Annotated in this window: 16 protein-coding genes and 1 pseudogene; 13 read left to right on the forward strand and 4 right to left on the reverse strand. The window is 60.8% G+C overall.

The window, feature by feature from the left end:
- Nucleotides 1-379: 379 nt before the first annotated feature.
- Entirely contained in the window at nucleotides 380-835 is a 456-nt protein-coding gene (locus ACQKP4_RS16085) for a DUF721 domain-containing protein (protein ID WP_427634639.1), read from the forward strand.
- A gap of 133 nt (nucleotides 836-968) precedes the next feature.
- On the opposite strand, the gene ACQKP4_RS16090 is transcribed toward ACQKP4_RS16085, so the two are convergent.
- A complete protein-coding gene (locus ACQKP4_RS16090) occupies nucleotides 969-2,456 on the reverse strand; it encodes a helicase HerA-like domain-containing protein (RefSeq protein ID WP_427634640.1) in 1,488 nt (495 codons plus the stop codon).
- Nucleotides 2,457-2,640: 184 nt separating this feature from the next.
- On the opposite strand from ACQKP4_RS16090, the pseudogene ACQKP4_RS16095 reads away from it, so the two are divergent.
- The 5 genes and pseudogenes from ACQKP4_RS16095 to ACQKP4_RS16115 form a co-directional block, all read left to right on the forward strand.
- Nucleotides 2,641-3,672, forward strand: a pseudogene (locus tag ACQKP4_RS16095) (HAMP domain-containing protein); the annotation flags it as partial.
- Between the two features lie 93 nt (nucleotides 3,673-3,765).
- Nucleotides 3,766-4,530 (forward strand): methyl-accepting chemotaxis protein, encoded by a 765-nt coding sequence (locus tag ACQKP4_RS16100; protein ID WP_427634685.1) that lies wholly within the window; start codon nucleotides 3,766-3,768, stop codon nucleotides 4,528-4,530.
- Between the two features lie 189 nt (nucleotides 4,531-4,719).
- The gene (locus ACQKP4_RS16105; protein ID WP_427634642.1) at nucleotides 4,720-5,841 is read left to right on the forward strand and encodes a glycosyltransferase family 4 protein; all 1,122 of its coding nucleotides are present in this window, start codon (nucleotides 4,720-4,722) and stop codon (nucleotides 5,839-5,841) included.
- Complete coding sequence (locus ACQKP4_RS16110; RefSeq protein WP_427634644.1) at nucleotides 5,834-6,610, forward strand: DUF2334 domain-containing protein; 777 nt, start codon at nucleotides 5,834-5,836, stop codon at nucleotides 6,608-6,610. Before ACQKP4_RS16105 ends, ACQKP4_RS16110 begins: the two co-directional genes overlap by 8 nt.
- Nucleotides 6,607-7,602, forward strand: a complete 996-nt coding sequence (locus ACQKP4_RS16115; protein ID WP_427634646.1) for a lysylphosphatidylglycerol synthase transmembrane domain-containing protein — start codon at nucleotides 6,607-6,609, stop codon at nucleotides 7,600-7,602. Before ACQKP4_RS16110 ends, ACQKP4_RS16115 begins: the two co-directional genes overlap by 4 nt.
- On the opposite strand, the gene ACQKP4_RS16120 is transcribed toward ACQKP4_RS16115, so the two are convergent.
- Entirely contained in the window at nucleotides 7,589-7,765 is a 177-nt protein-coding gene (locus tag ACQKP4_RS16120) for a hypothetical protein (RefSeq protein WP_427634648.1), read from the reverse strand. The two genes, ACQKP4_RS16115 and ACQKP4_RS16120, sit on opposite strands and share 14 nt — an antisense overlap.
- An 86-nt stretch (nucleotides 7,766-7,851) precedes the next feature.
- Nucleotides 7,852-8,700 (reverse strand): formyltetrahydrofolate deformylase, encoded by an 849-nt coding sequence (purU, locus tag ACQKP4_RS16125; protein ID WP_427634650.1) that lies wholly within the window; start codon nucleotides 8,698-8,700, stop codon nucleotides 7,852-7,854.
- A 338-nt stretch (nucleotides 8,701-9,038) separates the two neighbouring features.
- On the opposite strand from purU, the gene mvaT reads away from it, so the two are divergent.
- A complete protein-coding gene (gene mvaT, locus ACQKP4_RS16130; protein ID WP_427634652.1) occupies nucleotides 9,039-9,416 on the forward strand; it encodes a histone-like nucleoid-structuring protein MvaT in 378 nt (125 codons plus the stop codon).
- A 98-nt stretch (nucleotides 9,417-9,514) separates the two neighbouring features.
- Here the strand turns inward: mvaT and sbcB are convergent, their stop codons facing one another.
- On the reverse strand, nucleotides 9,515-10,945 hold the full coding sequence (sbcB, locus tag ACQKP4_RS16135) for an exodeoxyribonuclease I (RefSeq protein ID WP_427634653.1): 1,431 nt from the start codon (nucleotides 10,943-10,945) through the stop codon (nucleotides 9,515-9,517).
- 183 nt (nucleotides 10,946-11,128) lie between these two features.
- On the opposite strand from sbcB, the gene ACQKP4_RS16140 reads away from it, so the two are divergent.
- From ACQKP4_RS16140 to ACQKP4_RS16165, 6 genes are read left to right on the forward strand one after another with little or no spacing between them, the layout of a single operon-like run.
- Nucleotides 11,129-11,854 (forward strand): RDD family protein, encoded by a 726-nt coding sequence (locus tag ACQKP4_RS16140; protein WP_427634655.1) that lies wholly within the window; start codon nucleotides 11,129-11,131, stop codon nucleotides 11,852-11,854.
- Nucleotides 11,851-12,828 carry a stage II sporulation protein M gene (locus ACQKP4_RS16145; protein ID WP_427634656.1) on the forward strand — a complete coding sequence of 326 codons (978 nt, stop codon included), beginning with the start codon at nucleotides 11,851-11,853 and terminating at the stop codon, nucleotides 12,826-12,828. The genes ACQKP4_RS16140 and ACQKP4_RS16145 overlap by 4 nt, the downstream gene beginning before the upstream one ends.
- Complete coding sequence (locus ACQKP4_RS16150; protein WP_427634658.1) at nucleotides 12,815-14,359, forward strand: DUF4129 domain-containing protein; 1,545 nt, start codon at nucleotides 12,815-12,817, stop codon at nucleotides 14,357-14,359. The genes ACQKP4_RS16145 and ACQKP4_RS16150 overlap by 14 nt, the downstream gene beginning before the upstream one ends.
- The gene (locus ACQKP4_RS16155; protein WP_427634660.1) at nucleotides 14,356-15,519 is read left to right on the forward strand and encodes a DUF4350 domain-containing protein; all 1,164 of its coding nucleotides are present in this window, start codon (nucleotides 14,356-14,358) and stop codon (nucleotides 15,517-15,519) included. The genes ACQKP4_RS16150 and ACQKP4_RS16155 overlap by 4 nt, the downstream gene beginning before the upstream one ends.
- Nucleotides 15,516-16,517: an AAA family ATPase gene (locus ACQKP4_RS16160; protein WP_427634662.1), complete on the forward strand. Its 1,002-nt coding sequence runs from the start codon at nucleotides 15,516-15,518 to the stop codon at nucleotides 16,515-16,517. The genes ACQKP4_RS16155 and ACQKP4_RS16160 overlap by 4 nt, the downstream gene beginning before the upstream one ends.
- Nucleotides 16,514-17,845, forward strand: a complete 1,332-nt coding sequence (locus ACQKP4_RS16165) for a DUF58 domain-containing protein (RefSeq protein ID WP_427634664.1) — start codon at nucleotides 16,514-16,516, stop codon at nucleotides 17,843-17,845. The genes ACQKP4_RS16160 and ACQKP4_RS16165 overlap by 4 nt, the downstream gene beginning before the upstream one ends.
- Nucleotides 17,846-17,869: the final 24 nt, after the last annotated feature.

Genomic DNA, 17,869 nt, shown 5'->3' on the forward strand with positions numbered 1-17,869 from the left:
CGGGGCAGCATCGCTAGGGTGTTTTCTGAAAAGGACAGCGACGCACTCTAGCAAATCGGCTTTGCCGGCGTCGAACGACTATCGGGAGGCAACTGAGGGATGGAGGGCGGCCCCGTGAGTCGCCCGTGCAGCCCTCATGGCCGCATGCGAACGAGCATTCTACCCGGAAACGATGGTGAGGAAAGTGGCGTTATTCCACGATGCATGCACTGCGCTGTAACGGGGCTCACTTAAAATAAGGGCTTTTTGCTGAACTTCAAGCCATTCACGGCAGAAGTTACTTGTTGATTTAATGGGTAATGCGCGCGCAAAGCAATGGCTCGGGTGCAACGGATGCTTTCTGCTACCATGGCCGCTCTGTTACTTCAGGTGTCTGATCATGGCATTTCGCCCTCTCACGGCCAGAGCACCCGCCGTTCTGCTCCGCGAAGCCAAACCGCTGAAAGCCATTTTCGGCCACGCTCAACGCCTGGGTCATTTACAACGTCTGCTCGAAAGCCAACTGCAACCGGCAGCCCGCGAACATTGCCATGTGGCGTCGTGGCGCGAAGGCAGTTTATTGCTGATTGTGACCGATGGTCATTGGGCGACACGCCTGCGTTACCAGCAAAAGCGTCTGCAACGCCAACTGCAGATGTTCGATGAGTTCGCCAGCCTGACGCGGATTCTGTTCAAGGTGCAGCCGCCAACCGTTCAGCAAGGGGCGACGGGCCATACCATCAGTTTGTCGACGGACGCCGGCGCGACGATTCAGGCCACGGCTGACGGCATCACTGATCCGAATTTGCGGGCAGCGCTGGAACGCCTGGCAGCGCACGCAAAACCCAAGGATTGAGATAGATCCGATGTGAGAGCGGGCTTGCTCCGGGCGGCGTTCCGACGAAAGCGGTGCCGCAGTCAACCCATCATTGATTGACAGACCGCATTCGCGAGCAAGCCCGCTCCCACATTTTGACCGGGCACGCTTGCTAGCGGCGTTTGCTGCCGCCCAGCAATGAGCCCATCAACCCGCGCACCAACTGCCGACCCAATTGATTGGCCGCTTGTCGCATCGCTGATTTCAGCGCCTGCCCCGCCGCCGTCCCCAGGAATTCCCCGGCCTTGTCGGTGAAGCTGGGTTCCTGCGGCGCAGGCTTACCCGGCACCGCTTCGGGGGCTGGCGCCAGGCCTTTGCGTCCCATCAGCACTTCATAAGCCGATTCACGATCAACCGGCTGGTCGTAACGTCCTTTCAACGGCGAACTCGCAATCAGTGCCGCACGTTCGGTTTCGCTCAGCGGCCCGATCCGCGACTGCGGCGGCGCGATCAATACGCGCTGGACCATCTCCGGCGTGCCCTTGTCCTGCAAGGTGCCGACCAGCGCTTCGCCAATCCCCAGCTCAGTCAGCACCGACAACGCGTCGAACGCCGGATTCGGCCGGAAGCCTTCAGCCACGGCGCGCAGGGATTTCTGCTCTTTGGCGGTGAACGCCCGCAAACCGTGCTGGATGCGCAAGCCCAACTGCGCGAGCACGTCATCCGGCAAATCGCCTGGCGACTGGGTGACGAAGTACACGCCCACGCCTTTCGAGCGAATCAGCCGCACGACCTGCTCCAACCGATCCTGCAAAGCCTTGGGCGTGCCGGCGAACAATAAATGCGCCTCATCGAAAAACAGCGCCAGCAGCGGTTTGTCGGCATCGCCGCGCTCCGGCAGTTGCTCGAACAGTTCCGCCAGCAGCCACAACAGGAACGTCGCGTAAACCTTCGGCGCTTCGTGCACCAGGCGACTGGCATCGAGCAGATGAATGCGCCCGCGACCATCGGCCGCCGGTTGCAGGATGTCCTCAAGTTGCAACGCCGGCTCGCCGAACAGCGCCTCGGCGCCCTGTTGTTCCAGGGTCGCCAGACGCCGCAACAGCGCCTGACTCGAACCGGTGGTCATCAGCGCTGCGTCATCACCGAGCAGTTCCGGATGATCGCGCAGGTGATTGAGCAACGCTTTCAAGTCCTTCAGGTCCAGCAACAACAGCCCTTCGCGGTCCGCCACTTTGAACGCGGCGTACAGCGCCGACTGCTGACTGTCGGTCAGTTCCAGCAGCGCGCCAATCAACAGCGGGCCCATTTCACTCAACGTGGTGCGCAAGGGATGACCAGTCTGGCCGTGGATGTCCCACAACGTCACCGGGTAGGCCTGCGGCGTGTAATTCAGCCACGGCATGCCGGCGATCCGCTCGGCGACCTTGCCTTGCGGGTTGCCGGCAGCACCGAGGCCGCACAGGTCGCCCTTGATGTCGGCCGCGAACACGGCCACGCCAGCATCGCTGAACGCCTCGGCCATGCGCTGCAAGGTGACGGTTTTACCGGTGCCGGTTGCGCCGGCGACCAGGCCGTGACGGTTGGCCAGGCGCATGGCCTGAGCGATAGGCTGGCCGGCGAGGTCGGCGCCGAGAACGAGTTGCAATGAATCAGGCATTTTGTCACCCATGGTTAATCTTTGATTCTGCACGGCCGATACAAAAGCCGTGACCACACTGAAATTGGCGTCGGTAATTCCCTAAGGAGAGTTGGAACTATCTGCTTCTTTTCGCCCTGCCCCATTTGCGCGCTTGCAGGTAAAGCGCGCTCTGAATCATAAGACCTTAGCGGAACCCCAAGCCATGAACAAAAATCTGCGCTTCAGCCATAAAATTTTGCTTGCCGCCGCCCTCATCGTTATCGCTGCTTTCGCCTCCTTTACCCTCTACAACGACTATCTGCAGCGCAATGCCATTCGCGCAGACCTCGACAGTTATTTCAATGAGATGGGCGATGTCACCGCCAATGACATCCAGACATGGCTGAACGGCCGCATTCTGCTGATCGACAACCTGGCCCAGAACATCGCGATCAATCCGGAGCCGGCCACGATCACCAGCCTGCTTGAACAGAAAGCCCTGACGTCGACCTTCATGGCCTCTTACCTGGGCGACGCCACTGGCAGTTTCACCATTCGTCCGGACGCGAAGATGCCCGCGGGCTTCGACCCACGCGTGCGCCCTTGGTACAAAGGCGCCGAAAGCAGCAGCACCCCGACGTTGACCGAACCGTATATCGATGCCGCTACCGGCCAAACCATCATTTCCATCGCCACCGCCTCGAAAAAAGCCGGGCAGAGCGTGGGCGTGGTCGGCGGCGACCTCAGCCTGCAAACCCTGATCGACAATCTCAGCACCCGTGACTTTGGCGGCATGGGGTATGCGTTTCTGGTCAGCGCCGACGGCAAGATCCTGGTGCACCCGGACAAATCCCTGGTCATGAAGTCCCTGAGCGAGGCGTTTCCGCAGAACACCCCGCGCATCAGCAGGGACTTCAGCGAAGTGGAAGTCAACGGCAAGACGCGTATTTTCAACTTCACCCAAATCAAAGGCCTGCCGTCAGTCAACTGGTACATCGGCCTGTCGGTGGATAAAGAAAAAGCCTTTGCCATGCTCAGCGAGTTCCGTACCTCGGCAGTGATTGCGACGGTGATCGCCGTGGCCGTCATCATCATTCTGCTGGGCATGCTGATTCGAATCCTGATCCAGCCGCTGCACGTCATGACCCGCGCAATGGCGGACATCGCCGACGGTGAAGGCGACCTGACCAAACGCCTGACCATCGAGAGCAACGACGAATTCGGCATCCTTGGCACGGCGTTCAACCGTTTTGTGGAGCGCATCCACGGCTCGATCCGTGAAGTCTCGTCCGCAACCGGGCAAGTCAACGAAGTCGCGCTGCGTGTGGTGGCGGCGTCCAACTCCTCGATGTTCAACTCCGACCAGCAAGCCTCGCGCACCAGCAGCGTGGCCGCCGCGATCAATCAACTCGGTGCCGCGGCGCAGGAAATCGCGCGCAATGCCGCACAAGCGTCGAGTCAGGCCAGCGATGCGCGCAGCCTGGCCGAGGATGGCCAGCAGGTGGTAGACCGCAGCATTGCCGCGATGAATCAGCTGTCGAGCATGCTCAGCGCGTCGAGCAGCAACATCGAATCGCTGAACAGCAAAACCGTGAACATCGGGCAGATTCTCGACGTCATCACCAGCATCTCCCAGCAAACCAACCTGCTGGCGCTGAACGCTGCGATTGAAGCGGCACGTGCCGGTGAGGCGGGTCGTGGTTTTGCGGTGGTCGCGGACGAAGTGCGTAATCTGGCGCACCGCACGCAGGAGTCGGCGCAGCAGGTGCAGACCATGATCGAGGAGCTGCAAGTCGGCGCCCGCGAATCTGTCAGCACCATGGGCGACAGTCAGCGTCACAGCCAGGACAGCGTGGAAATCGCCAATCTGGCGGGTGAGCGCCTGAACAGCGTGACGTTGCGTATTGGCGAGATTGACGGGATGAACCAGTCGGTGGCGACGGCGACCGAAGAGCAGACCGCCGTGGTGGAGTCGATCAACGTCGACATTACCGAGATCAATACCCTGAACCAGGAAGGCGTGGAGAACCTGCATTCGACGTTGCGCGCCTGTGCGGACCTGGAGCAGCAGGCGGCGCGGCTGAAGCAGTTGGTCGGCAGTTTCCGTATTTAGTGTCTGAACTGGATCTTCGCGGGCAAGCCCGCTCCCACAGGGTTAGTGTGAGCCTGTGGGGGCGGGTTTGCCCGCGAAGACGGTCTGAAACACAGCGCAAAAACCTCGCTGGATCCCTCGCCACACAACCCCAACCGAACATCTATCCTTCACAAAGGTCAACCAAAGGAGCACAACGGCACCGGAGGGATGTTCATCGTGCATATCGCGGACATAACCATGTTCTACGCCCCGGCCAGTGGCGGCGTGCGCACGTACCTGGATGCCAAGCACCGTCGCTTGGGCGTCAAGCCCGGCATTCGTCACAGTCTGTTGATCCCTGGTGCGCGCCTGAGTGAAGAGGATGGCGTCTACCTGGTTCCGGCCCCCGCCCTGCCCTTCGGCAAGGGTTATCGCTTCCCCCTCCGCCTCGCGCCCTGGCGAAATGTCTTGCAGGATTTACAGCCTGATCTGATCGAAGTCGGCGACCCTTACCTCACCGCGTGGGCAGCGCTGGACGCGCGGCGCCAACTGGACGTGCCGGTGATCGGCTTTTATCACTCGGATTTGCCGCTGTTGTGCAGCAATCGCATGGGCAACTGGGTCACGCCCAATGTCGAGGCGTATGTGCGCCGGCTCTACGGCAACTTCGACCGGGTCCTGGCGCCGAGCCAGGTGATGGCCGAAAAACTGATCGGGCTCGGGGTCAGGAATGTGTTCGTGCAACCCTTGGGCGTTGACCTGCAAACCTTCCACCCCGCCGCGCGAGACCCGCAACTGCGCGCCGAATTGGGCATCGACGAAAGCACGCGCCTGCTGATCTTCGCCGGGCGCGGCTCCAAAGAGAAAAACCTGCCGGTGCTGCTCAGTTGCATGAAACGCCTTGGCCCGCGTTATCACTTATTGCTGGTCGGTTCGGCGATGCCGGCGGTGGTGCCGGACAACGTCACTGTGGTCGACGCGTTCTGCCCGGCGCCGCAAGTTGCCCGCTTCATGGCCAGTGCCGATGCGTTGCTGCATGCCGGCGATCAGGAAACCTTCGGTCTGGTGATTCTCGAAGCCATGGCCTGCGGCATTCCGGTGGTGGCAGTGGCAGCCGGGGCGTTCGAAGAAATCGTCACTGAGCAATGCGGCTTGCTCTGCGCGCCGAACAATCCACAGGCGATGGCCAATGCCGTTCGCGATTTATTCAGCCAAGGCAACGCAGCTTTGGGTAAGCAGGCCCGCAGCCACGTCGAACGAACTTACAGCTGGGACACCGTTGTCGACAGCTTGCTGGGCCACTATCACGCCGTTCTCGGCAGCGAATGGCCGCTGACCGCCAATGGTTGAGCCGATGAAGACCCCCAGTCTGTTGCTTGTGTTACACGACGTAGCGCCGCAAACATGGGCCGATTACCAACCGTTTGTTGAGGCCGTCGACGCCTTGGGCGGCGTACCGATGACGTGGCTGGTGGTGCCGGATTTTCACAGGAACAACGACCTTGAGGCGCACCCGGCATTTACAAGTATGCTGAGCCGTCGTATCGCCCGAGGTGACGAACTGGCGTTGCACGGCTATTTTCATTGCGATGACCAACCCAAGCCCAACACCCCCCGAGACTGGTTCATGCGCCGGATTTACACCCACGAAGGCGAGTTCTACCGCTTGTCGCAAGCCGCTGCACTCGCGCGATTGCGCGCCGGCATTGAGATATTCCAGCGCTACAACTGGCCGCTGGCCGGTTTCGTTGCCCCGGCCTGGTTGATGAGTGAAGGCACGCGCCAGGCCCTGCGGCAGTTGCCGCTGCGCTATACCAGCGACTCGCAGCATTTATATCAACTGCCGGCGTTCACCCCGATCGATGCGCCAGGGCTGGTCTGGAGTGCGCGCAGTGCCTGGCGGCGGGGCGTGTCGAAATGGCTCAGCGATCAGCGCGAACAACGCTGGCGGCAATCGCCGGTGATCCGGCTCGGCCTGCACCCCGTGGACATGCGTCATGAGTTTTCGCGAAATTACTGGCTGCACACCCTCAAGCGTTTGCTCGCCGAGGGTCGCGTGCCGATGACCAAGCTGCAATGGCTGAACCTGCAACGCGATCAAATCGGTCGCGCGGCATGAGCCGGGGCATTCTACTGTTCGTCGCCCTGCTCGCGGCGGTGCTGATTCCGTTATTGCTGGGCGGTAACCAGACCTGGGAGCGCCTGCAAAGCTTTCCATTGAGCTGGCTGCTGGTCATGTTCGGCATGATTTTGCTGTGCTGGGTGGTCAACACCGTGCGTTTGCGCCTGTTGCTGGGTGATCAGCGCGACAAGGTCAGCCCGGTCAAAAGCCTCGGCGTGGTGATGGCCGCCGAGTTCGCCTATTGCGCGACGCCCGGCGGCAGCGGTGGCCCCCTGGCCATCATGGCGTTGCTGGCGCGCAACGGTGTGCGACCAGCCCGAGGCAGCGCGGTGTTTGCCATGGATCAGTTGAGCGATCTGCTGTTCTTCCTCTGCGCGCTCAGCGGGATTCTGTTGTACGCGCTGTTCCAGCACCTCAGCGAGCGTATGGAATGGCTGCTGACCGTCAGCGCCATTTCAATGTTCGGCGGGTTGCTGTGTTGTTTGATGGTCGCTCGCTACCATCGGCAGCTGATCCGACTAAGCGGCCGCCTGCTGATTCGCCTGAACGTGCAAGGCACCACACGCCTGCGGTGGGCGCGAAAACTCCTGCACTTCCTTGCGGCATTCACAGACACCTTGAAGTTACCCGTGCAGACACTGATCACGGTATTCGCGCTGACGTGCGTGCATTGGGTTCTGCGTTACAGCGTGCTGTATCTGGCGTTGCGCGGGCTCGGTGCCGATGTGCAATGGGCGTGGAGCTTTCTGATCCAGATGCTCTCGCTGAGCGCCGGGCAATTCAGCCTGCTGCCTGGCGGGGCAGGCGCCGCAGAGTTGACCTCGGCGGCGCTGCTGGCGCCCATGGTGGGGAAATCCACCGCGGCGGCGGCGATCCTGATCTGGCGGGCGGTGACGTATTACTTCTATCTGGTCGTCGGCGGCCCGGTATTTCTGCTGATGCTGGGGCGGCCGCTGCTGCGCAAGCTGATGAAGTTCAAGCAGGCTTGACCGGGTCGTCGGGGTGCTGCTGCAACTGCTCCCACAGCTCGGCCGCGCCGGGAAACTCCGTGCCATCCTCCGGGCTCATGTCCTGCGGGTCATAACGGCTCAAACAGCCTTCGCCCAAGGTCGCGGGTGCTTTTGCAGTGGCTTTGTCGAGTGGATCGGCCATGGGCATGTCCTCAGTGCAGAAACGGCGAAAGGCCTGAAGCGATTGAACGCCCAGGCCCTTCGGATTTCAACCGTGTCGTGCCGCTGTCAGAACACGACGGTCTTGTTTCCGTGCACCAGCACCCGGTCTTCCAGGTGATAACGCAGGCCACGGGCCAACACCATCTTCTCGACGTCACGGCCGAAACGCACCATGTCTTCGATGCTGTCGCTGTGGCTGACGCGTACCACGTCCTGTTCGATGATCGGGCCGGCGTCCAGTTCTTCGGTCACGTAATGGCAGGTCGCACCGATCAGCTTCACCCCACGCAACGAGGCCTGGTGATACGGCTTGGCGCCGACGAACGATGGCAGGAAGCTGTGGTGAATGTTGATGACCTTGTGCGCATATTCGCTGCACAACGCCGGCGGCAGGATTTGCATGTAACGGGCAAGTACCACCACTTCGGCGTCGTGCTGTTTCACCAGACGCGAGACTTCGGCAAAGGCCGGCTCTTTGTCCTGCGCATTGACCGGCACGTAATAGTAAGGAATGCCGTGCCATTCAACCATGCTGCGCAAATCATCATGATTGGAAATCACGCAGGAAATTTCGCAGTCCAGTTCATCGCTGTGCCAGCGGTGCAGCAAGTCTGCCAGGCAGTGAGATTCACGACTGGCCATCAACACCACGCGTTTCTTCTGTGCGGTGTCGGTAATGCGCCAGTTCATCGAGAACTCTTTGGCAATCGGCGCAAACGCTTCGCGAAAGGCTTCGATACCGAAAGGCAGCGAATCGGCACGAATTTCGTGACGCATGAAAAACCAGCCACTGAGATTGTCCGAGTGATGGCTCGCTTCAGTGATCCAGCCGTTATGTGACGCCAGAAAGTTACTGACTTTAGCAACGATGCCGACGCGGTCCGGGCAAGCAATCACCAGCCGAAAAGTGCGCATGAGGGGGAAACTCCAGAACTTCGCAAAGGCCGCCATTCTAGCGATTGCGCAGCAAAACTGCAGTATTGATGACACCTTGGCCTACACGCGGGTCAGTGGATCCGCTCTGGCCATCGCTCGTTCCCCGCGCGATGGTGTTCTTGGCGTCAATCTTCAAGAGCACAACTGTGAATATTTGTGATGAAGGCATCACACTATTTAACTGCGCCTTCGGTTTATGGCCTATTACCGTAACTAATTTAAATAAAACGCCGGTTTAATGTTTACTTGATGAAACAGCCTGACTATTATTGCGGCATTATCACCTGCCCTCCAGCGACCAACATAAGGTAGTCCTCATGTCCTTGATCAACGAATATCGCGCCACCGAAGAAGCTATCAAAGAGCTGCAAGCCCGTTTGAAGAACCTGTCCCAAGACGACAAACTGCAAACCGAGCTGGAATTCGAAGGCAAACTGCGCACCCTGATGGGTGAATACCAAAAATCCCTGCGTGACATCATCGCGTTGCTGGATCCAGAGTCCAAAACCAAGGCTCCACGTGGCGGCGCAGTAAAAACTACCGGCACCAAGCGTGCTCGCAAAGTTAAACAATACAAAAACCCGCACAACGGCGAAGTCATCGAAACCAAAGGTGGCAACCACAAGACTCTGAAAGAGTGGAAAGCCAAGTGGGGCGGCGACGTAGTAGAAGGCTGGGCGACCCTGCTGGGCTAAGCCATAACGCTTGTCGCAGACGGATCCGTGGCAAAAAGAACGCCAGCGAAAGCTGGCGTTTTTTTATGCCCGCAATAAGGGCATGGGTATTTTCGTTTTCAAAGATTTAAACGTGTGCGTAATGCGCCGACATAATTGCGCCATTCATTGAGCACGGCTTGCTGAAACGGAGTCGCACTAATCGCCCATTGGGCCGCCGCTTCGTTAAATGATTGCAGCGTATTAGGCGCGCCCCATTCAGGTTCGGATAAACGTTGCTGACAGAAGAGTCGCCAGCGTTGCTGCTCCTCGATATTCAACGTATCGGGGAAGTTGCGTGCTCGATATCGAAACAATAATTCGGGCAAACGTTCATCATCGAAAGGCCATTGCGAGTGTGCTAATTGCGCAGGATCGGCGCTTCTGACTTGCTCACATAGACGCCGATCGCGATCACCGATAAAACCGTCGTACAACTGTTGTTCCGGATCCTGGCTGGAGGCGAAATCTTCGCTCGCATAAATCGCCGACACTTTATTGCGCCAAACTTGTTGTGCGTCACTTAGCCGCAGCGTGCGCGCCTGATAAAGCGCCATGTCCAGCCCAAGACGTTGCTGATCTTCGGCACGAAGTACCGACAATGGCGCCACCACCGGACACTTGTTGATATGGATCAGCTTGAGCGGTACCGGCAGTTCACCTTCGGCCAGATCATCGCGCCGGGTGTACAGGCGCTGACGCAAGGTCTCGGCATCCAGATCGAGCAGGCCTTGCGGATCGAGGTGCAGATCACAGACGATCAATGCGTTTTTGTTGCGCGGATGCCAGGCCAGGGGCAGCACCACACCCACAAAACTGCGCGCTGCCGAGAAGCGCCCGGAAATATGCACCATCGGCTGCAATAACCGGATCTGGTCCATCACCTTTTGTTTGCTGCGCAGCTGAAACAGCCATTCATACAACTTCGGCTGCTTTTCGCGGACCCGCCGCGCCAACGAAATCGTCGCGCGAACGTCGGACAACGCCTCGTGCGCATTACCGTGATCAATACCATTGGCGGCAGTCAGGCGTTCGAGCTTGAGCGTGACCCGCCCTTCTTCGTCGGTCGGCCAGTTGATGCCGTCGGGGCGCAAGGCGTAAGCCGCCCGCACCACGTCGATCAGGTCCCATCGGCTGTTGCCGCCTTGCCACTCACGGGCATACGGGTCGAAAAAGTTTCGATACAAGCTGTAACGCGTCATCTCGTCGTCGAAACGCAACGTGTTGTAACCGGCACCGCACGTGCCCGGCGCAGCCAGCTGGGCATGCACACGGGTCATGAAATCGGCTTCGCTCAAGCCATGTTCAGCCAGTTGACCGGGCGAAATGCCGGTGATCGCGCAGGCGGCCGGATGCGGCAGGATGTCGTCACTGGGCTGGCAGAAAAGGTTGACCGGTGCGTCTATTTCATTGAGATCGAAATCGGTGCGGATCCCCGCCACCTGCAGTGGACGGTCGCATCGGGGGTTGATGCCGGTGGTTTCGTAGTCATACCAGAAGATCGAGGTCACGGGCTGTTCCTGAACTGAAGATCGGCGAAGTCTAGGCGCTCACATCGCGCCCCGGCCAGTAATCTTGTCATTCAAGCACCTCCCATCACTCAACGTGCACTACATAGTTATGTCGTTTTCCCCCGAGAGGCTGCTAGCATCGGACGGACATCGAATCCCGAACAGGCCACATCAAGGTTGCCCATGCTCGAGACCACAGCACTGCCAAGGAATGCGACGCTGTCCCCGCCACTGGACACGCGGCACCAGGTCGAGACCCCCGAAGGCATCGACTTGCCCCTGCGACCGGCCGGGCTGATGGTGCGTGCGCTGGCCTTCTCCATCGACCTGGGATTGCGCGGGCTGATTCTCGGCCTGCTGTTTATCGTGTTGGCGTTCCTGGGGAAACTCGGCGCCGGGCTGGGCTCGATCCTGCTGTTCGCGGTGAGCTGGTGGTACATGGTGCTGTTCGAAGTGCTCAATCAGGGCCGCTCGCCGGGCAAACAATGGATGGGCTTGCGCGTGGTGCACGACGACGGCACGCCGATCGGCTGGTCCGCTTCGCTGTTGCGCAACCTGCTGCGATTCGTCGATGTGTTGCCCTTCGGCTATTTCCTCGGGGCCATCAGTTGCCTGCAGCACCCGGCCTTCAAACGCCTGGGCGACATCGCGGCCGGAACGCTGGTGATCTACCGCGAACAACCGCTCACCCGGCCGCAACTGCCCGACGCCCACCCCGTGCGCCCAGCCTTTGCCCTGACGTTATCGGAGCAACGCGCCGTCCTCGGCTTCGCCGAACGCCAGGGCGAACTTTCACCGGCGCGCACCATTGAACTCGCCGCGATCCTTGTCCAGCCGTTGCAGATGTCCGAGTCACGCGCGGTGGCCGAACTCAACGGCATCGCCCGCGGCTTGTTGGGTCCGGCATGAAGCAAAGCCTTTTCGAACATCGCCACAAGGCCGAGTGGGAGCAGTTTTCGCGGACACTGGACCGACTCGAGCGCGGCAAGGACGCGTCCCGGATCGCCGGTTTCCCCAAGGACTATCGACGCCTTTGCCACCAGTTGGCGTTGGCTCAGGAGCGCGGCTACAGCAGTTTCCTGATCGACTCGTTGCAGCAACAGGTGCTGCGCGGGCATCAACAGTTGTATCGACATCGCAGTCGGCTGGGCGCCAATGTGCTGGGTTTTGTCCTGGCCGGCTTTCCGCGACTGGTGCGTGAACAGTGGCGCTTCGTGCTCGCCGCCGGCCTGATGTTTTTCGGCAGCCTGATCGGCTTCGCCGTGCTGGTGTACCTGTTCCCGGACCTGGTCTACAACCTGATCCCGGCCGAACAGGTCAGCGAGATGCAAAGCATGTACGACCCTGTCGCCGGTCACCTGGGGCGCTCGGCGGAGCGCGCGGCCAGTGAAGACTGGGTGATGTTCGGTTACTACATCATGCATAACATCGGCATCGCCTTTCAGACCTTCGCCAGCGGTTTGCTGTTCGGACTGGGCAGCGCATTTTTCCTGCTGTTCAACGGCTTGATGATCGGCGCGGTGGCCGGGCATCTGACCCACGTCGGCTATGGGCAAACCTTCTGGTCGTTCGTGATCGGGCACGGCGCGTTCGAACTGACGGCCATCGCCCTGGCCGGTGCCGCCGGCCTGCAACTGGGCTGGGCATTGATCGCCCCGGGACGCCTGCCCCGCGCCGATGCATTGCGACAGTCTGCGCACAAGAGCGTGTTGTTGATCTGCGGCGTGATGCTGTTTCTGCTGATTGCAGCGTTCATCGAAGCGTATTGGTCGTCGATGACCGCGCCGGCGCCGATGACCAAATACGTGGTCGGCGCCGTGCTCTGGGCGTTGGTCGCGAGTTATTTGCTGTTTGCCGGACGGATTCGCCATGCGCCTGAGTGACGCCACCGTGGTGATCCGCCCGCGCACCACTTGGGAAGCCATGGACCTGGGCGTGCTGTTGAGCCAGCGTCATCGCCGGCTGCTGATGACCAGTTGGGCCATCGTTACCTTGCCGGTCTTTGCCCTGCTCAGCGTGATTTTTTGGGATTCACCGTCCCTCGCCGTTTTCATTTTCTGGTGGCTCAAACCGGCGTTCGATCGCTTGCCGTTGTACATCGTTTCCAAAAGCCTGTTCGGCGAAACCCCCACGTTGAAACAAGCCTTGCGTGAATGGCCGCGCCTGCTCAAACCGCAATTGCTGGCCAGCCTGACCTGGCGCCGCTTGAGCCTGAGCCGCAGTTTTACGATGCCGGTGGTGCAACTCGAAGGCTTGGGCGGTGAAGCACGGCAACAGCGTTTGCGGGTGCTATTGCAGCGCAATGCCGGTGCAACGCAGTGGCTGACGATCATCGGTGTACATCTGGAAACTGCCCTGTGGATTGGCTTGCTGGTGCTGTTCTACCTGCTTGTGCCGCAACAGATCGAGCTCGACTGGAGCTGGCAGACGTTGATCAGCGCCGCCGTGCAGGACTGGCGCTGGCTGGAACACTTGACCAACGTCTTTTACGCCCTGGTGCTGATTATCTGGGAGCCGATCTATGTCGCCTGTGGATTCAGCCTCTACCTGAACCGGCGAACGGTACTGGAAGCATGGGACATCGAACTGGTGTTCCGCCGGTTGCGCCAACGCCTCGCGACCACCGCGCTCACCCTGCTGCTGGCCACGTTCCTGCTGCTACCGAACCCACAACACGCCTGGGCCGCAGAGCCGGCCATTGCGCCAGACAGTCCGCGCCTTTTGAACCAGCCACTGACCAGTCAGGCCGCCAAAGACGCGATCAAGTCGATCCTCGATCAGCCACCGTTCAAGAACAAGGAAACGGTGACCCGCTATCGATTCGGTGAAGACCAACCCGTCACCCAAACAGCCGACGACGGCAACGCACCCGGATGGCTGAAGACATTGATGGCACTGCTCGACAGCCAGCGCTTCGGCGTCCTCGCTACCCTGATTGAAGTGTTGCTGTGGGGTGCGGTGATCGGTGGCATTAGCTTGCTGGTCTGGCGTTACCGCGACTGGTTGCAGGCGTTTGTCAGCCGTCGGCCGGCGTTGAAAAACAAAATCGCGCGAGCGCATCCGCCGCAGGCGTTCGGCCTGGACCTCGCCCGCGAAACCCTGCCCGCCGACATTGCCGCCAGCGCCGAAAGCCTCTGGCAAACCCACCCGCGCGAAGCCCTCGGCTTGCTTTATCGCGCCTTGCTCAGTCACTTGTTGCACGACCACCACATGGCGCTGAAAGCCGCCGACACTGAAGGCGAAGTGCTCCGGCGGGTCGAGCAACTGCAACAACCCGCCTTGCTGGCCTTCAGCAGAACCCTGACCGGTCACTGGCAAAACATGGCGTACGGTCATCGCCTGCCGCCCGCTCATTTGCAGCAGGAACTGTGTGACGGCTGGCGAACGTTGTTCGGCCCGGGAGCTGCCCGTTGAACCGGCGTCTGTGGTGGTCGGCTGGCGTGGTCATCGCCTTGCTGCTGGGCGCGCTGAGCATTTACCTGTACTTGAAAGCCACGCCCTATCAGGAACAAATCGACCATGGCCCGGCGCCTGAAGCCAAGGCGAATCCCTACCTTGGCGCCGAGTATTTCCTGCGCAAGCAGGGCTTGAGCGTCGGCCATGCCAACAGCCTCGACGTGCTGCCCACCCTCGACCCTCGCCAGCACAGCCTGTTGTTGCTCGGGGACCGCTACAACATGACCCCGCGCCAGGTTGATCAAGTGATGAACTGGACCCGCGCCGGTGGGCGAGTGCTGTTTGTCGCCCAGTCGTTGTGGGATGAAAAGACCGGCCAGAGCAATGACCTGCTGCTCGACCGGGTGCAGCTGCACCAGTCGCTGAGCAAAGACCTCAAGGACCCGCCTTCCGAACAGAGCGACGAGCCTTATCCCGAATTGACCAAACTCTATCTCGAAGATGAAGACGCGCCGGCCTACGCCAGTTTCGACACCGCGTTCCATCTCGAAGACCCGAAGAACCTCGCGCAGTCCTGGGCCAACAGCGGTAAGGCCACGCACATGATGCAGCTCAACCACGGGCTCGGTTCGATCATCGTGGTGACCGACGCCGACCTGTGGAAAACCCCGGCCATCGAACAGTACGACAACGCCTGGTTGCTCTGGTACCTGACTGCCGGCACGAGCGTGACGTTGCTGTTCAACACCGACCACGACGGCTTGTTGACCTTGCTGTGGCGCTATTTCCCGCAGGCGCTGGTGGCGCTGATTGCGCTGATCGCCCTGGGTTTCTGGCATGTCGCCATGCGCCATGGGCCGCTGCTTGAACCGGCGTCGAAAGGCCGGCGTCAACTGCTGGAACACCTGCGCGCCAGCGCCGATTTCATGTTGCGCCGCAACGGTCAGCAGCACCTGCTGCAAGCCTTGCAACAGGACATTCTGCGGCGCGTACGGCGCCGTCATCCCGGTTTCGAACAACTCGGCGTTGCCGAGCAATGGCTGGTGCTCGCACGCCTGACCCGCCAACCCACACGCGCAATCAGCCAGGCCATGAGCCCACGACCGAAACAGCGTCTTTCCAGCGCTGACTTCAGTCGCCAGGTCGCCCACCTGCAAACCTTGAGGAACGCCTTATGAGTGAACAGATCGAGCCTGGCTCGCCGACTCACGCCGCCCGGCAACGCCAGCGCGCCAGTCAATTGGCCCAGGCAGTGCGCGGCGAATTGCAGAAAGCGGTGATCGGCCAGAACAGCGTGATCGACGATGTTCTCACCGCCCTGATCGCTGGCGGCCATGTGCTGCTCGAAGGGGTGCCGGGGCTGGGCAAGACATTGCTGGTGCGCGCCCTCGCCCGTTGCTTCGGCGGCGAGTTCGCGCGCATTCAATTCACTCCGGACTTGATGCCCAGCGATGTCACGGGCCACGCGGTCTATGACCTGACCACCGAGCAATTCAAGCTGCGCAAGGGGCCGCTGTTCACCAATCTGCTGTTGGCCGACGAGATCAACCGCGCCCCGGCGAAAACCCAGGCCGCGCTGCTCGAAGCCATGCAGGAACGCCAGGTCACCCTCGAAGGGCGCGCCTTGCCTATCGCGCAACCGTTCATGGTGCTCGCCACGCAAAACCCGATCGAACAGGAAGGCACGTATCCGTTGCCCGAAGCCGAACTCGACCGGTTCATGCTCAAGGTGCGCATGGATTATCCCGACGCCGAACAAGAGCTGGACATGGTGCGTCAGGTCAGTCGCTCGACCCGCGCCGACATGCTCGACGTGCAACCGCTGCGCACCGTGTTGCAAGCCAAGGACGTGCTGGCCTTGCAGCGCATCGCCAGCGATCTGCCGCTGGACGATCAGGTCCTCGATTACGCCGTGCGCCTCGCCCGGACCACCCGCAGCTGGCCGGGCCTGAGCCTCGGCGCCGGGCCGCGCGCGTCCATCGCCCTGGTGCGTTGCGCCCGCGCCCGAGCGTTGCTGCGCGGCGGCGACTTCGTGATTCCGGACGACATCAAAGGCTGTGCGCTGGCGGTGCTGCGTCATCGCGTGCGCATTGCACCGGAGCTGGATATCGAAGGACTGGACGTCGATCAGGTGCTCAAGCAATTGCTCGATCAAGTGCCGGCGCCACGGTTGTGAAACCCTCGCGACTGCTGTTGGGCTGGCTCGCGAGCCTGCTGGTCATCGGCATCGTGCTGGGCACGTTGCGCGCGCTGGAAGTCGCCGTCCCCTCAACCCTGTTGTCGATCAACTGGGGGTTGCTGCTGGCGCTGCTGGCGCTCGCCGTGCTCGACGGCGTGCGCCTCAAACGCTTGCCCTCGCTGCGCCTCAAGCGATACCTGCCCGGCAGCCTGGCACTCGGGCGCTGGAGCGAAGTGCGACTGGAGGTCGAGCATGACGTTCACCAGCCACTGCACATCGAGATTTTCGACCACGTACCGCAAGGCCTGAGCTTCGAAAACCTGCCCCTGCGCGTCGAACTGCAACCCGGTCAGTACAGCCAGATCGGATATCGATTACGGCCGCTCAAACGCGGTCACTTCACCTTCGAACACTGCGAAATCAACCTGCCGAGCCCCTTGGGTTTATGGTCCGACAAACGCCTGCTGAACGTGGCCGACAGCACCCGCGTGTACCCCGACTTCGCCCGTCTCTACGGCGGCCAGTTGCTGGCGGTGGACAACTGGCTCAGCCAGCTCGGCGTACGCCAACGGCAACGCCGTGGCCTGGGTCTGGAGTTTCATCAACTGCGTGAATTCCGTGAAGGCGACAGCCTGCGCCAGATCGACTGGAAAGCCACCGCCCGACAACGCACGCCCATCGCCCGTGAGTATCAGGACGAACGCGACCAGCAAATCATTTTCATGCTCGATTGCGGCCGGCGCATGCGCAGCCAGGATGGCGAACTCGCGCATTTCGATCACGCCCTGAATGCCTGCCTGTTACTCAGCTACGTCGCCCTGCGCCAAGGCGATGCGGTAGGCCTGAGCACCTTCGCCTGCGACCGGCCGCATTACCTCGCGCCGGTCAAAGGCACCGAGCAACTCAAGGTCCTGCTCAATACCGTTTACGACCTTGACAGCACCCAACGTCCCGCCGACTACCAGGCTGCCGCCACCGAGCTGTTGGCCCGACAAAAGCGCCGGGCGCTGGTGGTGCTGGTGACCAACCTGCGCGATGAAGACGATGAAGAACTGCTGACCGCCGTCAAACGCCTGGGCAAATTGCATCGGGTATTGGTCGCGAGCTTGCGCGAAGAGCTGCTCGACGACTTGCGGCAAGCGCCGGTGCAAACCTTGCCCGAGGCACTGGCCTATTGCGCGACGGTGGATTACCTGAACGACCGGGCACAACTCCACGAGCGCTTGAGCGCTCATGGAGTGCCGGTGGTGGATGCAAGACCCCGTGAGCTGGGGGCCGAGTTGGTGACGCGGTATCTGAACTGGAAAAGAAGCGGTCAGGCGTAAGTGAATCGCAGTGTCTGGTTACGC

The sequence above is a fragment of the Pseudomonas sp. NPDC086278 genome, from assembly GCF_050280905.1.
GTDB lineage: Bacteria > Pseudomonadota > Gammaproteobacteria > Pseudomonadales > Pseudomonadaceae > Aquipseudomonas.